Origin of the sequence: Malaciobacter canalis, assembly GCF_008000835.1 — a bacterium.
In the GTDB taxonomy this organism is placed as follows: Bacteria; Campylobacterota; Campylobacteria; order Campylobacterales; family Arcobacteraceae; genus Malaciobacter; species Malaciobacter canalis.
This window is the reverse complement of the sequence record NZ_CP042812.1, coordinates 1,104,486-1,122,386: the sequence shown is the minus strand read 5'-3', so window position 1 is coordinate 1,122,386 and position 17,901 is coordinate 1,104,486. Positions and strand designations below refer to the sequence as shown.

13 protein-coding genes are annotated in these 17,901 nt (G+C 24.2%); 11 read left to right on the top strand and 2 right to left on the bottom strand.

Annotation, left to right across the window (positions count from 1 at the left end):
* Window positions 1-36 precede the first annotated feature (36 nt).
* Both ACAN_RS05700 and ACAN_RS05695 read left to right on the top strand, forming a co-directional pair.
* On the top strand, window positions 37-2,145 hold the full coding sequence (locus ACAN_RS05700; RefSeq protein WP_099334161.1) for an acyl-CoA dehydrogenase domain-containing protein: 2,109 nt from the start codon (window positions 37-39) through the stop codon (window positions 2,143-2,145).
* A 53-nt stretch (window positions 2,146-2,198) separates the two neighbouring features.
* Window positions 2,199-2,645: a YiiD C-terminal domain-containing protein gene (locus ACAN_RS05695; protein ID WP_079577203.1), complete on the top strand. Its 447-nt coding sequence runs from the start codon at window positions 2,199-2,201 to the stop codon at window positions 2,643-2,645.
* Here the strand turns inward: ACAN_RS05695 and yddG are convergent.
* The gene (yddG, locus tag ACAN_RS05690; RefSeq protein WP_228150625.1) at window positions 2,635-3,531 is read right to left on the bottom strand and encodes an aromatic amino acid exporter YddG; all 897 of its coding nucleotides are present in this window, start codon (window positions 3,529-3,531) and stop codon (window positions 2,635-2,637) included. The genes ACAN_RS05695 and yddG overlap by 11 nt on opposite strands.
* Before the next feature lie 86 nt (window positions 3,532-3,617).
* Here yddG and ACAN_RS05685 point away from each other — a divergent pair, with 86 nt between their 5' ends.
* Window positions 3,618-4,373 (top strand): M48 family metallopeptidase, encoded by a 756-nt coding sequence (locus ACAN_RS05685; RefSeq protein WP_228150624.1) that lies wholly within the window; start codon window positions 3,618-3,620, stop codon window positions 4,371-4,373.
* A gap of 81 nt (window positions 4,374-4,454) precedes the next feature.
* A complete protein-coding gene (locus ACAN_RS05680; RefSeq protein WP_099334160.1) occupies window positions 4,455-8,708 on the top strand; it encodes an ABC transporter substrate binding protein in 4,254 nt (1,417 codons plus the stop codon).
* A gap of 15 nt (window positions 8,709-8,723) precedes the next feature.
* On the opposite strand, the gene ACAN_RS05675 is transcribed toward ACAN_RS05680, so the two are convergent.
* Entirely contained in the window at window positions 8,724-9,434 is a 711-nt protein-coding gene (locus ACAN_RS05675; RefSeq protein WP_099334159.1) for a YebC/PmpR family DNA-binding transcriptional regulator, read from the bottom strand.
* A 143-nt stretch (window positions 9,435-9,577) separates the two neighbouring features.
* Here ACAN_RS05675 and pgp3 point away from each other — a divergent pair, with 143 nt between their 5' ends.
* The 7 genes from pgp3 (at window position 9,578) to ACAN_RS05640 (ending at window position 17,900) form a co-directional block, all read left to right on the top strand.
* Window positions 9,578-10,453 carry a peptidoglycan metallopeptidase Pgp3 gene (pgp3, locus tag ACAN_RS05670; protein WP_099334158.1) on the top strand — a complete coding sequence of 292 codons (876 nt, stop codon included), beginning with the start codon at window positions 9,578-9,580 and terminating at the stop codon, window positions 10,451-10,453.
* An 81-nt stretch (window positions 10,454-10,534) separates the two neighbouring features.
* Window positions 10,535-11,311, top strand: coding sequence for an MlaA family lipoprotein (locus ACAN_RS05665; RefSeq protein ID WP_099334157.1), 777 nt, complete (start codon window positions 10,535-10,537; stop codon window positions 11,309-11,311).
* A 1-nt stretch (window position 11,312) separates the two neighbouring features.
* Window positions 11,313-11,891: an MlaC/ttg2D family ABC transporter substrate-binding protein gene (locus tag ACAN_RS05660; protein WP_099334156.1), complete on the top strand. Its 579-nt coding sequence runs from the start codon at window positions 11,313-11,315 to the stop codon at window positions 11,889-11,891.
* Window positions 11,888-14,371, top strand: coding sequence for an efflux RND transporter permease subunit (locus tag ACAN_RS05655; protein WP_099334155.1), 2,484 nt, complete (start codon window positions 11,888-11,890; stop codon window positions 14,369-14,371). Before ACAN_RS05660 ends, ACAN_RS05655 begins: the two co-directional genes overlap by 4 nt.
* Before the next feature lie 341 nt (window positions 14,372-14,712).
* Window positions 14,713-15,123: a ModE family transcriptional regulator gene (locus tag ACAN_RS05650; RefSeq protein WP_099334154.1), complete on the top strand. Its 411-nt coding sequence runs from the start codon at window positions 14,713-14,715 to the stop codon at window positions 15,121-15,123.
* Between the two features lie 81 nt (window positions 15,124-15,204).
* Window positions 15,205-17,514: an EAL domain-containing protein gene (locus ACAN_RS05645; protein WP_099334153.1), complete on the top strand. Its 2,310-nt coding sequence runs from the start codon at window positions 15,205-15,207 to the stop codon at window positions 17,512-17,514.
* 8 nt (window positions 17,515-17,522) lie between these two features.
* Window positions 17,523-17,900 (top strand): response regulator, encoded by a 378-nt coding sequence (locus ACAN_RS05640; protein ID WP_099334152.1) that lies wholly within the window; start codon window positions 17,523-17,525, stop codon window positions 17,898-17,900.
* Window position 17,901: the final 1 nt, after the last annotated feature.

The window sequence follows — 17,901 nt, the reverse complement described above, 5'->3', positions numbered from 1 at the left end:
AGATTTTCATAATCTTTTTAAAATAGGAGTATTATTGTGGAAATACTATTTTTTATAATTATTCTTATGATTTTTGGTTTTTATTCTTATCCTTTTGTTTTATGGCTTTTATTTATAGCTATATACTCAACTATATTTTTTGACGTAGGAGTATATTTTTGGATATTTTTTACTCTTTTTACAATATTTACTCTAAATAGAAATTTTAGACAAAACTTTATAATAGATATTTTTTTAAAATATTTAAAAAACAATGAAATAGATTTTAAAATTTATAACAATATATACTATTTAAATGAAAATAGTTTTTCTGCAAATTTTTTCAATACAGATAAAACTATTAAGCTTACAAAAGAAGAAAAAGATTTTTTAGATAATCAGATTGAAGAACTTTTTATATTTGACAATGATAAATTAAATGATGATTTTTTAGCTTTTTTTAAAAATAAAAATTTTTTAGATTTATCTATTCCTAAACAATATGGCGGTTTAGGTTTTAGCTTTTTTTCATATTTAAAAGTAATTGAAAAAATTGCTTTTCATTCTTCATCTTTAAAAATAAATGAAATTATAATAAACTCATTAAATGCAACTACTATAATATTGGAATATGGTACAAAAAAACAAAAAGATTATTATCTTCCAAAAATAGCGAAAAAAGAAGAGGTAATTGAATTTATTTTTACAAAAACTAATATAAAAGGTGAAGTTTTTAAAGATACAAATAAAAATTTGAAAATCAAAATAGAGTTTAGCTTTGAAGATTACAGTATAAGTAGTATGACAACATTAGTTATGATTGCTTTTAATTTAAATGATTGTGAACACTTAATCACAGAGAATAAAAACAAAAATATTACATTTGCACTTATAAATAAGCAGGATATAAAAAACCAAAATAGTTCAAAATATTTGATAATAGATGAAAGAGATATTATAAAAAGTAGTTCTTTTAATAAAGATACAAACCTTTTTATTAATTCATTGATTTTCAATAAAAAACTCTCATTCTTAAGTTTATGTATAGGTCAAAGTAAAACAATTTCAAAAGTTATTAATTCATATACCAATTTAAAAAATGAGCTTGGTATAAGTAAAAAAGATAGTAAGGAGATTGAAAAGAAAATAGTTCAAAATATATCTTTTACATACTTATTGAGTAATTTAAAAGATAATATTTTATCAAAAAATAAAAACAATACAGATATTGATTTTTTCAATCACATTATAAATTTTTCTATTTCTAAAAATTTTAAAGAAATTGCAAATAACTCTATAGATATTTTAAATAATTGCAAATTTAAAAAAATTAAAAAAAGAGTTTATGAGTTTATTGATTATTCAAACAGCTTAAATAGAAGCAATTTTGAGTTTGAATATATTTTAATAAAAAATAAAAGTATTGTAATTATAGATGAAATTCTTCTAGATTATATATCATCAAGTATCAATGTAAACATAAAGTCTTTTATATTTTTTTTAACAAGAGGATACTTTATAAAAGTAGATAAAGGATTTAAAAAATATAAAAAAAATCTAATTTGGGCAAGCACGAATTTTACTGCTTTATTAAAATTCTCTTCACTACTTAATAAGAAAAAAACAACTTTAATCAATGAAAAACTTATAGATATTTTTTCTTGGATAGATTTACTTAAGTTAATAATTAAAGAGTATGAGAATGAGCCTTCTTCTAATTATAAAATTTTAGTAGATTACATTTGTCAATATGGTTTTTATCAAATTCAAAAAATTAAAGAGACTATTTTTCAAGAGATTCCAACTTTAAAAATACTACTTCCTTTTATTAGGTTAAATCCATATGCACTAAAACCAAATAATAAAATTAATACAAAAATAATAAAATTTATTAATAATGGAAAAAATCTAGATGAGATTTGCAAATCAAAAGCATTTTTTAAAGATAATAAAACAATTCTTTTTCAATTAGAAGAAGCTTTAAAACTTCAAGATGAGTGCAAAGATTTAGAAGAAAGAATTATATATGCTATTAATCACAAAACAATAAAAAAAGGTTTTTTTGATGAAGTAATAAAAGAAGCAAATAAAACTGGTGTAATTACAAAAAAAGAAGAAGAAAAACTACTTTTTGCATATGAAAAAAGATTAAATTTTTTTACTTGAAATATATTAAAAAGCTTATAAATGATAAAATTTGCTCTTAAAAAGGAGAAGATTTGGACTTAGAAGCTTTAAAATATAAACTCCATTCACAAATACCACTTACTAAATTTATGCAAATTGATATAAAAGAGATTAAAAACAATTGTTTAATAACTACTGCACCAATTGAGCAAAACATAAATGATAAGCAGACAGGTTTTGCAGGAAGTTTAAGTACTTTAGTAACTATTTCTGCATGGAGTGCTTGTTATTTAAGTGTTGTTGATTTAGGTTTTAATAAAGATTGTATGATTGCAGTAATAAAAAGTGATACAGCATATAGAGCTCCTGTAACAAAAGAACTTTACTGTAAAACTATTTTACCATCAAAAGAGCAACTACAAACTTTAAAAAGAAAACTTAAAGATAAAAAAAGTGCTTCAATTAGAATAAAATCTCAACTATTACAAGATGATAAAGTTTGTGTTGATTTTGAGGGAGTATATGTTATCAAGCTTTAAATATTAAATTTTTAAATATTTTTAGATACTGTTTTGAGCTTACTAGGGAACCCAAAACAATTAAAACACAAGCAATTGCAATAGTTATTGTCATTTTTGAAATACCTACAAAAACTAAAATTAAAGTTGAAAGAAGTGGTGCTAAATAAGCAAGTGAACCCAATATTTTTATATCACCATTTTTCAAAGCAAAATCCCATAAATAAAATGCTCCTCCAACAGGTCCAAGACCTAACATTATTGCAGCAAAAAGTTCAAAAAATGTTGGTATATAAATCTGTTCAAAACTTAAATGTGCAATTGCAGAGAAAAAAGCAGTTAATATACAAAAACCTGTAACTGCAAAAGTTGGAATATGAGTTAAAGTTTTTGAGATTACAGAATAACTTGACCATAAAAGTGCACAAATTAATGCAAAAGAGTAACCTAAAGCATATTTAGTATCAAACTGTAAGCTTCCATCTTTTAAAACTAATAAAAAAGCTCCACATAAAGCTAGAAGTGTTCCAAGAATATGAAACCATTTTAGCTTTTCATTTGGCAAAAGTGCAGAAAAAAGTACAATAAGCAATGGCCATAAATAGTTTATTAAATTAGCTTCAACAGCAGGAGCATTTTTAATGGCTAAAAAGTAAAATAAATGATATCCAAACAAACCAACTACTCCTATAAAATAAGCTTTTAATGGTATTTTAAAAAGCTCTTTAAAGGCTCTTTTTTGTTTTTTCAACATAGCTATTCCAATTAAAGAAGCCACAAAAAAAGATATAGTTAAAAGTTCAAAAGGTGGAATTTCTCCAGAATAAACTGTAAATAGTGCAAGACAAGACCATAAGCTTATTGTAATCAAGCCTAGTAAATTTCCTTTAGTTTGTTGTATATGCAATCTTCTCTCCTAATTTAAAAAATTTTACAATAATTTCCTTAAAATTATTTTCTTTTTGCTAAAATTATATGAATAAAGGAAATACTATGCAGATTAAACACATTTTTTTACTAATTATTTCAACTTTTGTTTTTATTGCTTGTACACATAAAGCACCTTATACAAATAGAGATCAAATGATATTAATTTCAACACAACAAGAATTAGCCTTGGGTGAACAAAGTTATGAAAAAACACTAAAAGAATCAAAAGTAATAAAAAATACAAAAGATTCAAAAAGAGTAAAAGATATTGGCAAAAAGATTGCAGAAGTTACAAAAAAAGATTATAACTGGGAGTTTAATTTAATTGAAAATAAAGCAAAAAATGCATTTTGTCTTCCTGGCGGAAAAGTTGTAGTATACACAGGTATTTTAAAAATTGCTGAAAATGACTCACAACTAGCAACTGTTATTTCCCATGAGATTGCACATGCTCTTGCAAGGCATGGCGCTGAAAGAGTTAGTGCTGGAATGTTATCGCAAGGTGTTCAAGTAATTGGAAATATAGTCTTAGGAAGCCAAGCACCTCAATATACAAAAACCTTTAATATTGCGTATGGTGTAGGTGCTCAATATGGTGTACTTATGCCTTATGGAAGAATGCAAGAGAGTGAAGCTGATGAAATAGGTATTTATCTTATGCATAAAGCTGGATATGATTTAAGTGAAGCAGTAAAGTTTTGGGAAAATATGAGTAAAGGGAAAAAAGATAATTTTGAGTTTTTATCAACACACCCAAGTTCAGAAAATAGAATAAAAAATATAAAAAAAATAATTAGTAAATTAAATCAATCTAAATAATAAATTATAGTTTAATAGCACCTCTTCACATTTATTTAATTTTTAGCTATAGTTTTGATATAAACGTAAAAAGGTTTGATTATGAATATATTTTACAAACTACTTATTATAATTGTTTATACAAATTTTTTGTTTGCAGAAAATTTAAAATATAATTCGATGATTGATTTATCAACAAAAGAGCTTCAATGGCTAAAGGAAAATCACCACATAAAAGTTCATGCAGAAATGAGCTGGGAACCTTTTAATTATAGTGAATATGGTGAAATAAAAGGTTATTCAAATGACCTAATTAGGTTATTAGCAAAAAAAGTAGGCTTAAAAATAGAGTTTGTTCAAGCACAAAATTGGAATAGCTTTATAAAAATGCTTAAAAATAAGCAAATAGATGTAATATCAAACCTAGTTGAAACTCCAAATAGAAAAGAGTATGCAGTATTTACTAAAAACCCTATTATAAATATCTCAAATGCCATTTATTCAAATCAAAAAGCAAATATATTTAAAAAATTAAGTGACTTAGACAATAGAACTGTTGCAGTTGTTAAGGGTTCGTGGCAAGAAGAAATTTTAAAGGAAAATTATCCAAAAATAAAAATAATTCTACTAGACACCGCAATTGAAACAATTCAAGCTGTATCTACTGGATTAGCAGATGCAACAATTAATTTAGGACCTATTTTAAAAAATATAATCTCTAAATATGGTATTTCAAATGTTTATTTTCAAGGTGTTGCAAAAGTAGATGGAGAAAATAGATTTTTTGAAAGAATAGGTGTTAGAAAAGATTGGCCTATTTTAAGAGATATTTTTGATAAAGCTATGAACTCTTTAACTTATCAAGAAAGAATTACTTTAAATCAAAAATGGTTTATTGATAGTTTTATTAATAAAATAGAGTACAATAAAGAAACACTAGAAAATAAGATTAGAACAAAGATTTTAACTACAAGTGGATATTCAAAAATACAATATAAAAATCCAAAGAAAATTTTACTTTTACACTCATATCATGCAGGTTATAAATGGACAGAAAATATAACAGCAGGAATTAAAGCTTTATTTCCAGATGATTCAAATGTTAGTATTAGTATTGAATATATGGATACAAAAAGAGAGTTTGATAAAAAGTATTTAGAGCTTTTAAAAAACAACTATCAATATAGATATAAAAACTCTAATTTTGATTTGATTATTGCTTCTGATAATAATGCATTGGACTTTATAATAGAGTATAAAGATGAAATCTTTAATTCAGAAATACCAATAGTTTTTACAGGAATAAATAATTTTGACAAATCAATGTTAAAAAACAAATCAAATATAACGGGAATTAAAGAAGAACTAGATATAAGGAGTACTTTAGATATTGCATTAAAATTACATCCAAATACTAAAAATATTTTTGTAATAAATGATCAATTAACAACAGGTAAACTAATTGAAAAGCGATTATTAAAAATTAAAAATGATTATAAAAACAGAGTTAATCTAATTATTCCTAAAGCTTTATCAAAAGATGAGTTATTCCAAAAAATTGAGTCATTAAATAAAGATACTATAATCTTTTATGTTCAATTTTTTAAAGATAAAAACGGAGAATATTTTAATACAAATGAATCAATAAAAAATATTTCAAGATTAACAAAACTACCTATTTATGCAGCTTGGGATTTTTTACTTGGTGATGGAATAATAGGAGGAAAACTTTTAAGTGCATTTTCACAAGGCTTGGAAGCTGCTAATATTGCCCACTCTATTTTACTTGGTAAAAAAGCAGATGAAATAGAAATCTCAACTAAAAATACTACAAAGTTTATGTTTGATGAAAGGCTAATTGAAACTTTTAATATAAATAAAGAGCTTTTACCTCAAGAAAGTTTCATTATAAAAGGTGATAATGTAAAATTAAAATCAAATGAAACAATTTTTTTAACAAAAGAAGAAGAGAATTACCTTTCAAAAAAAGGTGAGATAAAAATGTGTATTTTACCTGATGCTATGCCATATGAAAGTATTGAAAATGGAAAACATATAGGTATTACAAAAGATATTATGGAAATAATTAAAAAAAGAATAAACTTAAAAGTAAAGTTATATGAAACAAAAAATTGGAAAGAGTCATTAAATGCAATAAAAGAAAAAAAATGTGACATTTTACCAGTTGTGGAAAATACCCAAGAAAGAAGAGAATATTTAAACTTTACGAAACCATATATTACACAAACAATTGTTATTGCAACAAGAAATAATGAACTTTTTATTGATAGTATAAAAGATTTATCAAATAAATCAATAGCAATTATTGAGGGCTATGCTTATGAAGAGATGATAAAAAGAGATTATCCAGATATTAATATTGTACATGTACAAACAATAAAAGATGGAATAACTCAAGTTAGAAATAAAAAAGTTTTTGGTTATATAGATTCATTGGGAAGTATTAGTTATCAACTTCAAAAAGAAGGTGATTTTGAAATAAAAATTGCTGGAAAACTTGAACAAGAGACAAAACTATCTTTTGGAACAAGAAAAGATGAACCTACTTTAAATGTAATTTTTAATAAAGCAGTTGAATCATTTACACAAAAAGAGTTGAAAAGTATTTATGATAAATGGATTTCTGTAGAGTTTGAAGAAAAAGTAGATTACAATTTAGTTTATAAAATAGCATTTGCCTCTTTTTTAATAATTAGTTTTATTATATTTTGGAATAGAAAATTAAAAGCAGAGATACAAAAAAGAAAGAAAATAGAAAAAGAGTTGATAACTGCAAAAAAACAAGCACAAAAAGCAAATAAAGCAAAAAGTGAATTTCTTGCTAATATGAGTCATGAAATTAGAACTCCAATGAATGGAATAATTGGTATGACGACCCTAGCACTAGAAAAAATAAATAGTGATACTCAAACATCAAAAGAGTTTTTAATAAAAGCAAAAGCTTCTGCAAATATGCTTCTTAGAATTATAAATGATATTTTAGATTTTTCTAAAATAGAAGCAGGGAAACTTGATGTTTCTATTGCACCTGTAAATTTAAGAAAATGTGTAAGCAATATCAATGATCTATTTTCACATATGGCAAAACAAAAAAATATAGATTTAATTATAGTGCAAGATGAGGAGATACCAGAATATATTTTAAGTGATGAGTTAAGATTATCTCAAATACTTACAAATTTAATCAATAATGCTATTAAGTTTACAAAAAAAGGTTATGTAAAAATTGAAATAAAGCTTATAGAACAAACAAATAAAGAGATTACTTTGAAATTTCTTATTGCTGATACAGGAAAAGGTATATCAAAAAATAATCAAAGTAAACTCTTTAAATCTTTTTCACAAGAAGATAACTCTATTTCAAAAGAGTTTGGAGGAACAGGATTAGGCTTGGTTATTTCTAAAAATTTAGTAGAATTACTTAAAGGAGAGATTGACTTTGAAAGCCAAGAAAATAAAGGAACAACTTTTTTCTTTACAATTAAAGCAAATATTCCAAAAAAGAAACAACTAGAAGAGATAGAAAATAGATTTGAACATATTACAAACAATAATGAAAAAATAATAGATGCAAGAATACTTTTAGTTGAAGACAATGAGATTAATCAAGAACTTGCGATTAATTTTCTAAAAGATGAAGTAAAACATATTGAAATAGCAAACAATGGATATGAAGCTGTTGAGCTTATCAATAAGCACTCTTGTAGTTATTATGATTTGATTTTGATGGATATTCATATGCCAATAATGGATGGGTATAGTGCAACAAAAACTATTAAAGAGCATTTAAAATGCAATACATTACCAATCATTGCTATGACAGCAAATGCTTTAGATAGTGATGTTAAAAAATGTTTATCTTATGGAATGGTTGATCATATAGGAAAACCATTTGATGTAAAAATATTAAAAGAAAAAATAAACAAAATACTAAGTAAAAAGTCAATTGAAGAAAAGATAGATAAAAAAAGTTTGGATAATACAAGTTCAAAAAGCTTACTTGATACTAAAACAGCCTTAGATAAGATGATGAATCAAAAAGAGTTTTACAAAGACTTTTTAAAAAGCTTTATTGAAAAAAGAGAAAATGACATAACAAAACTTTCAATACTTTTAAAAGAGAATGATATTGAAGAGTTATTAAATCAAGTACATACACTAAAAGGTCTACTTGGAACCTTAGGAGCATATGAAAGTGCAAAAGAGTTTGAGGAGTTTGAAAATAAAATAAAAGAGAAAGAAACAATTAGTGATGAATTTTTAAGTAATATTTCTAATAATTATGAGATTTTAAAAGATGAAATAAAACAATGGATTAAAGATAATGAAGCATAAAACAGAATATCTGTTTTATGCCATATTTGTAAATACTGCTTGAACATCATCGTCATCTTCAAGCTTTTCAAGTAATTTACCAATCTCTTCTTGTTGTTCTTCATTGAACTCTTGAGGATTATTTGAAATTCTTTTTAATTCAGCTTTTTTAAGCTCAATTCCAAGCTCTTCAAATTTTGTATTCATATTTCCAAAATCAGTATAGTCTGCAAAAGCAATACATAAACCATCTTCTTCTTCAAGCTCTTCAAGACCTGAATCAATTAATTCTAATTCTAGTTCTTCAAGATCCATATCTTCTGTTTTATCAAACTCAAAAATTGCTTTTCTATCAAACATAAACTCCAATGAACCAGTAGGAACTACTTGTCCACCATTTTTATTAAAATGCATTTTTACATTTGCAACAGTTCTTGTATTGTTATCTGTAGCGCACTCTACAAAAATTAATACTCCATGAGGACCTTTACCCTCAAAATTAACATCAGTATAGTTTTTTGCATCTTTTCCTGTTGCTCTTTTAATAGCTGCTTCAATATTTGCTTTTGGTAAATTTTGTGCTTTTGCATTAAGAATAGCTGTTCTTAAAACAGGGTTCATTTCAGGATCACCACCACCAGCTTTTGCTGCAATTTCAATTGCCTTAGCTAGTTTTGGGAAAACTCTTGACATATTCCCCCATCTTTTCATTTTGGCTGCTTTTCTATATTCAAAGGCTCTACCCATAAATTACTCCAATATTTTATTTTTTGCAGATTATACCAAGTTTGTAATAAATATGTAATTATTGGCAATTATAAACTTTTTTTCACTTTAGATAGTTAAATTAATTAAATATTATTTTAATTAGTTTAGATATAATTTATTTTATGATAAAAAAACTACTACTTTTAACAACTTTAATGTTTATAAACTTTGCTAATAGTGAAGATATAAAACTATATTTTAAAAACAGTGAAATAACAAATGCTCAAACAGCACTTTTGTATCTTGATGCAAAAAATATAAAAGAGCCAAAGTTAACTGTTTTAAATAAAGAAAAAACAAATATAGACTTTTTTAAAAATCCTTTTAAAAAAAATAAATTTTATGCTTTAATTCCCATATCTTATTATAAAGATATTAAACCATACAAAATAATAGTTTCTTATAAAAAAAACAATCAAAAAGAGTTTAAATCAACTTCTTTAATATTAAAAAATGGAAAATATAAAAGTGAAGTTATTAATGTAAAAAGCTCAAAAGTCTCTTTAAGTAAAAAAAACCAGCAAAGAACAAAAAAAGAGTATAAAGAGGCTATGGATATATACAATAGTGTAACAACAAAGCTTCTTTGGAATAGTGATTTTATTTATCCTTTAAATACAAAAATCACAAGTGAATTTGGTACAAAAAGAGTTTATAATAACAAAATCAAAAGTTATCATAGTGGAACAGACTTTAGAGCAAGTATTGGAACACCAATTAAAGCTGCAAATGATGGGATAGTTGTACTTGCAAAACATAGATTTTATGCAGGTAATTCTATTATTATTGATCATGGACATGGAGTATATACTTGTTATTATCACTTAAGTAAAATGAATTTTAAGAAAAATCAAAAAGTAAAAAAAGGTGAAATTATAGGTCTTAGTGGCAATACAGGAAGAGTTACAGGACCACATTTACACTTTAGTGCAAGAGTAAACTCTATTCAAGTTGATCCTATGCAACTTATTACAATTTTAAACAAAATGAATAATTAGCAAATCAATTTTTTTATTTTACCTAATTTTTTACAATTTTTTTATATAATCTCATCCACACACAACACAAGGAAAACAAAATTGAAAAAGGTAGTATTAATATTAATGCTTTCATTGCTATATTCCTGTAATGCGAAGCAAATAGAACAAAATAATAATTTATCAACAGATGAAACATATATGGCTTTTGATGATATTTCAAGTGAGTTTGAAAACAAAGGTTACAAAAAAGATGAGTTTGATCCATTAAGTGGATACAACAGAGCAATGACTTCTTTTAATGATAGCTTTTATGTTTATATATCAAAACCTGTTATTTTGACATATCAAGATGTTGTTCACCCAACAATAAGAACAGGGGTGTCTAACTTTTTTACAAACTTAGGTTTTCCAATTAGATTTATAAATAATCTTTTACAATTTAAGTTTCAAAATTCATGGGAAGAGTTACAAATGTTTTTATTAAATACAACATTTGGAATTGCTGGATTAATAGATGTTGCAAAAGAGAATAACTTTGAGATAAAGCACCATGATGAAGATTTTGGTCAAACTCTTGCTACTTGGGGAGTTGGCGAAGGTTTTCATATTGTTTTACCAATTTTTGGCCCATCAAATCTAAGGGATACTTTTGCTTTTTTTGTTGATGATTATGCAAACCCTTTGAAAAAAGGTGATAGTTCATTTTACTTGAGTGATTCAACAGAAGAATCAATAGGACTTAGAACATTTAAAGTAGTAAATGACTCATCTTTTAAAGCAGAAGTGTATGACAAAATAAGAAAAGATGCCATTGATTTATATCCATACTTAAAAGATTTACATAGAAAACAAAGAGAAAAGCAAATAAAGGAATAAAATGTTAAAAAAGCTATTAATAATTGCATGTTTAATTAACTTTGCTTTTGCTATGCCAAAAGATAGCATAAAAGAGAATATGACTGAAAATATTTACAAAGTTATTGATATATTAAAAAATAAAGAACTTAATAAAAAGAAAAAAGGTGAACAAATCATTAAGGTAATGGATAGTTCATTTGATTATAAAATAATGGCTATGTTATCTCTTGGAAAACAGTGGAAAAGTATCACAAATGAGCAAAGAGCGAACTTTTCAAAAGCATTTGAGAATAGACTAAAAGATTCATATATTGATAAACTTGATTTATACCATGACCAAGAGATAAAAATCGATAAATTAGAAGAGTTAAAAACAAGATTGGTTTTAAAAACTCTTTTAATAGGAGAAAAAGAGAACTTTGCTATTGATTATAAATTATATGAAAATAAAAGAAATAAGCAATGGTATATTTATGATGTTAGCATTGCAGAAGTTAGTATTATTCAAACATATAGAAATCAATTTTCACAATATTTAAAAGATAAATCAATTGATGACTTAATTGAGTACTTAAATAATAAAAATAAGCAAGCATGATAAAAAAATTTTATACAAATTTTTTATTTAAAAATCCTAAAAAAATAATACTATCAGTTTTTTTGATAGTCTGTTTTTTAGGATACTTTGCAACAAAGTTAGAAATAGATGCTTCTGCTGAAACTTTGCTTTTAGAAAATGACAAAGATTTAGCTTTTTCAAGAGAAGTTTCTAAAAACTATGAAACACAAGATATCTTAGTTGTTACATTTACTCCAAATAGTGATATTCTTTCTAATACAAGTTTAAGTACTATTAAAAACTTAAGTGAAGATATAAAAAAGCTCTCTTTTACACAAAGTATTACATCTGTTTTAAATGTACCTTTATTACAATCTCCTACAAGATCTATACAAGACTTAGTTGATGAAGTAAAAACTATAGAAAATAGTAAAGATTTTGATAAAAAACTAGTAAAAAAAGAGTTTTTAAATTCACCTTTATATAAAAATAGCTTAGTTAGTAGTGATTTTAAAACAACTGCAATTGTAGTTAATTTAAAAAGAGATGAAAAGTTTTATAACTTGGTTGAACAAAGAAACTCTTTACTTAAATTAAAAAATAGTAATAAAGCTTCTAAACAAGAGCTAAAAAAACTAGAAGAAATAACTCTTGAATTTAAAGCATATAGAGATATGCAAAGAGATGCAACAGCACAATATATTGAAAATATTAGAGATGTACTAAATAATTATAAAGATAAAGGAACACTGTTTTTAGGTGGTGTTAATATGATTGCCACTGATATTATTAGTTTTGTTAAAAATGACTTATTAATATATGGTTCTACTTTAATTTTACTTCTTATTGCTATATTATGGATAATTTTTAGACAGTTTAGATGGGTTGCTTTATCTGTATTAATTTGTACTTTATCTGTAATTGCTACAAGTGGTATGCTAGGAATTTTTGCATGGGAAGTAACTGTTATTTCATCTAATTTCATTTCATTACAATTAATTATTACAATATCTATTGTACTACATTTAATTGTAAGATATAGAGAACTAAGCTCTATTTATAAAAACTCTTCTCAAAGTAAATTAGTTTTAAATACTATGCTTTCAAAACTAAGTCCATCTTTTTTTGCAATTATTACAACAATAGCTGGATTTAGTTCACTTTTATTATCAAATATTCAACCTGTTATGAATCTAGGTTGGATGATGAGTGCAGGTATTGCAATCTCTTTATTAATTGCTTTTTTAGTTTTTCCAGCAGTTTTAATACTATTAAATAAAACAGTTGTAAATAAAAGCTTTGAGAGTAACTTACATTTTATTGAATTTTGCATAAAAATTGTAAAATATAAAGGGAATAAAGTTTTAATAGCAAGTGTTATATTAATTGCTTTTTCATTAACAGGCGCTTCTTTACTTTTAGTAGAAAATAGCTTTATCTCATACTTTAAAAAAGATACTGAGATTTATCAAAGTATGAAAGTAATTGACCAAAAGTTAGGTGGGACTACTCCTTTGGATGTAATAATTGATTTTAATCTAATAACAAAAGAAGAACAAAAACAAGTTAAGCAAGAAAATGATGATATGTTTGCTTCTTTTGAAGATGAATTTAACACTTCAGCAAATGAAGCACAATATTGGTTTACAAATCATAGAATGAATATTATTACAAAAGTACATGATTATTTGAATAGTTTAGAACATGTAGGGAAAGTACAATCTTTAGCAACAATGCTAAAAGTAGGAAAAGTTTTAAATGACAATAAAGAGCTAGACTCTTTTAAATTAGCTCTTTTATATAATAATCTTCCAAAAGAGTACAAATCTTTGATTTTAGATCCATATATAAATATACAAAAAGATCAAGCAAGAGTTACTTTAAGAATAATTGATTCAGATGAGAGTTTAAGAAGAGATGAGTTATTAAAGAAAATAAAAAATGATTTAAAAACTATCATAAAAGATGAAAGTGTAGAGATAAAACTATCTAACCTTATGGTTTTATACAACAATATGCTTCAATCACTTTTTGATTCACAAGTAAAGACTTTAGGCTTTGTAATTTTAACTTTATTTATAATGTTTTTAATTTTGTTTAGATCATTTACTATTGCAACAATTGCAATATTAGCAAATATTGTTCCTATTTCAATTATTTTTGGAATTATGGGATGGTTAAAAATACCACTTGATATTATGACTATTACAATTGCAGCTATTTCAATAGGAATTGGAGTAGATGATACAATTCACTATATTCATAGATTTAAAGAAGAGTTTAAAAAAGATCACAATTATATAAATGCAATGCAAAGATCACATAGATCAATTGGTTTTGCAATGCTTTATACTTCAATAGCTGTAATGGTAGGATTTTCAATTTTAGTTTTATCAAACCTTATTCCAACAATCTATTTTGGAATATTAACAGTTGTAGTTATGGCAACAATTTTAGCATCAGCATTGCTTCTTCTTCCAAGATTACTTATACTATTTAGACCTTTTTCTAAACTCTAAATAGTATAGTTTTAAAAACTAAATATTAATAATTCATTAATATTTAGTAATATTTCATTAATATTGACTAGATAAGATTTCATTACAAATATACTGACCAATCACAGTATATTATCTCCTTGATAAATAATATGAATTTTTTATTAAAAAGAGGCTTCTCACCTCTTTTTTTATTTATTATAAATCACTCTTTTAATAGCTATTATGTTAAGTTTCTTAACATCTTTAAGAAATAGTTTTCAAATATAGATAAAAAAGTAGAACATAAATAAATAGTATATATAATGAAAAAATGAATATATATTCGTAGTATTTTTAAATTGTCCTATATTGAGGAAAGTATGAAGAAATTAGATAAAACACAAACAGAATTATTATTAACTAATTTAGATGAAGATGGAAAATTATCTTGTTTAAAAGCTTTTAAAGTTGCGAGATTAATTGGTATGAAACCAAAAGATATGGCAGCCATCGCAAAAGCTATGAACATTGAAATAACAAATTGTGAATTAGGAGTATTTGGAAAATTAAAATTCTCAGAAAAACATGATAATATTTATAATGCACTAAGTCAAAATACAAAAGATAATAAAAAAGTAGAATGTGAAATAGCATGGAAAGAGGCTCAAAATAAAGGTTCTACACTTAAAAAAGTTGGTTCAACTATTAAAAACTCAGATATAAAAGTTACACATTGCCAACTTGGATGCTTTTATGATGAAGAGTATGAAAACTTTGAGAACTTATCTTAAACTACAATATTTATATAAAATTAACACTTTTTAGAAACTTTATTGTAAAATAAAATAATTTTACAATAAAGGTTCTTTACTTTGTCAAAAAAAATTCTTTTAATTGAAAGCTTAGTTGCTATAAATGATACACTGTCCCTACTTCTAAATAAAAAAAATTATAAAATTGATAGTATAGTTGATTTTAAAAAAGTAAAAAAAGCATTGGAAGAAAATTCTTATGATTTTATTATTTGTGATGCTTCATTTTTTGATAAAGAATTAGCAAAAATAATAAATAATCAAAAAAATATACAAACAAAAACTATTTTATTAAGTTTAGAAAAACATGATGAAAAAAGAGAACTACTATTTCAAAATGGAATAATTGAATGTTTTTCAAAAAAAACTTGCTTAAAAGAACTTGCTTATGATATTGATAATCTTATTAAAAAAATAAATAAAAATATTAAAAACTCTATTTTAATTGTTGATGATTCTAGTTTTATAAGAAATAGTATGAAATCAATACTTAGTGTCAAAAATTATACTATTTTTTTAGCAAAAGATGTAAAAGATGCTATAAATATTTTACAAAAAAAAAGAATTGATTTAATTTTTTCTGATTTAGAAATGCCAAATATTAGTGGAATTGAATTTATAAAAATAGTAAAGAAAAATAGTTCATTAAAAAATATACCTATTCTTGTTTTATCATCAAGTCAAAATAAACAAGACTATTCAAATGCTTTAAAATATGGAGCAATAGATTTTATTAGAAAACCTTTTGTTATTGAAGAGATTTTATTAAAAGCAGATTTACATATACAACACTCAAAACAAATACAAGAAATACAAAAAAAAGCAAAAGAGTTAGAAGAGTATAAAAGAGTTCTTAATGAAAGTGATATTGTAAGTAAAACAGATTCAAAAGGCATAATAACTTATGCAAATCAGCAATTTATAGATATTTCAGGATATACAAAAGAGGAGTTACTAGGTAAAAAGCATACAATAGTAAGACATCCTGATGTTGATCCATCTGTATTTAAAGATATGTGGAAACATATAAAAGAGAAAAAAACTTATAAAAATATAATCAAAAATAAAAAAAAAGATGGTAGTGCATATTATGTTGATGCAACAATTTCTCCTATTTTAGATATAAATGGAAAAGTAAAAGAGATAATTGGAGTAAGACATGATATTACTGATATTATGAATCCCAAAAAACAACTTTTTGATGATTTGAAATATATGAAAAATCCAGTTTTAATTCTGCTTGAAATAGCAAATTATAACCTATTTAAAGAGTTCTATTCAGAATCAATTATGAATAAGTTTGAAGATGAATTTGCCAAAAAATCTTTAGACTATTTTCCAGATTATAGTCAACTAAAAAAAGTCTATAATCTTGGAAATGGATTATTTGCATTTTTAAAAAACCATGAGATAAAATCTTCATATATTGATATTTGTTTAAATGAAGTTATTAAAAATATAAAAGAAAAGGGAATTGAATTTAGAAGCAATATTTATGATATTGAAGTATCTTTTAGTTATTCAACAGAAAAAAAACATATCTATGATGATGTTATTATGGGTATAAAATATGCTATAGAAAATAACATAAACATAGTTTATGCAAATAATTTTTACAGAAGAAGCCAAATTGAAGCTAGAAAAAAATTAAGAACAATTCAAATGATTAAAGATGCATTAGCTTTTGATAATAGTAAGTTTGAATCATATTTTCAAGGTATTGTTGATAATAAAACAAATAAAATTGTTAAATATGAATCACTAGTAAGATTAAAAAATAAAAAAGAAGAGATTTTAACTCCATATCATTTTTTAGAGCTATCTAAAAAAACTGGCTACTATACAAGTATTACAAAAAATGTAATAAATAACTCTTTTAAAGCTTTAAGTTATACAAATAAAGATATTAGTATCAATTTATCAGCTACTGATATTGAAAATCAAGAAATTAGAAATATTCTTTTAGAATTAATAACAAAAAAAGAGTATAAAAGTAGAGTTACATTTGAGCTTTTAGAAGATGAGAATATAAATGATTTTGATTTAATAAAAGATTTTATCTCACTTGCAAAAATGTTAGGAGATGTAAAAATATCAATTGATGATTTTGGTGCAGGATACTCAAACTTTAAAAGATTGTTAGATTTTCAACCTGATTTTTTAAAAATAGATGGTTCATTAATAAAAAATATTAAAGATGATAATCTTAGTCGTCATGTTGTAGAGTCAATAATTTTATTTTCTAAAAAAGAAAATATAAAAACTGTTGCAGAGTTTGTTGAGACAAAAGAGATTTTTGAAATAATAAAACAGATGGGAATAGACTACTCACAAGGTTACTACTTTCATAAACCTCAAAAACTATATTAAGGGAAAATATGCAAGAAAAGATTGATAAATTAAAAAACTATAAGATACTTTTTGTTGATGATGAAGAAGATATACAAGTTGCATTATCAAATATTTTAGAAAATCTAAAAGTAGAGTATTATATTGCAAATAATGGAAAAGAAGCTTTAGAAATTTTAAAAGAAAATGATAATATTAATTTTGTAGTAACTGATATAAATATGCCAAGCATGAATGGTCTTGAATTAATTGAGCAAATAAAAAAAGAGTCTAAAAATATAGAGTTTATTATCTTAACTGCACACTCAGAAAGTCCATATATAAAAAAAGCTGATAGTTTAAATATAAAAGGTTATTTAGTAAAACCTATGGATATTATAGAATTAATTAATAAAATAGTAGAATAAA

Bases quoted from the DNA above. Each gene is read 5' to 3' on its own strand.
- ACAN_RS05655 (WP_099334155.1), top strand. From the start codon at position 11,888: ATGATAAAAAAATTTTATACAAATTTTTTATTTAAAAATCCTAAAAAA.
- ACAN_RS05640 (WP_099334152.1), top strand. From the start codon at position 17,523: ATGCAAGAAAAGATTGATAAATTAAAAAACTATAAGATACTTTTTGTT.
- ACAN_RS05685 (WP_228150624.1), top strand. From the start codon at position 3,618: ATGCAGATTAAACACATTTTTTTACTAATTATTTCAACTTTTGTTTTT.
- ACAN_RS05660 (WP_099334156.1), top strand. From the start codon at position 11,313: ATGTTAAAAAAGCTATTAATAATTGCATGTTTAATTAACTTTGCTTTT.
- ACAN_RS05680 (WP_099334160.1), top strand. From the start codon at position 4,455: ATGAATATATTTTACAAACTACTTATTATAATTGTTTATACAAATTTT.
- pgp3 (WP_099334158.1), top strand. From the start codon at position 9,578: ATGATAAAAAAACTACTACTTTTAACAACTTTAATGTTTATAAACTTT.
- ACAN_RS05675 (WP_099334159.1), bottom strand. From the start codon at position 9,434: ATGGGTAGAGCCTTTGAATATAGAAAAGCAGCCAAAATGAAAAGATGG.
- ACAN_RS05650 (WP_099334154.1), top strand. From the start codon at position 14,713: ATGAAGAAATTAGATAAAACACAAACAGAATTATTATTAACTAATTTA.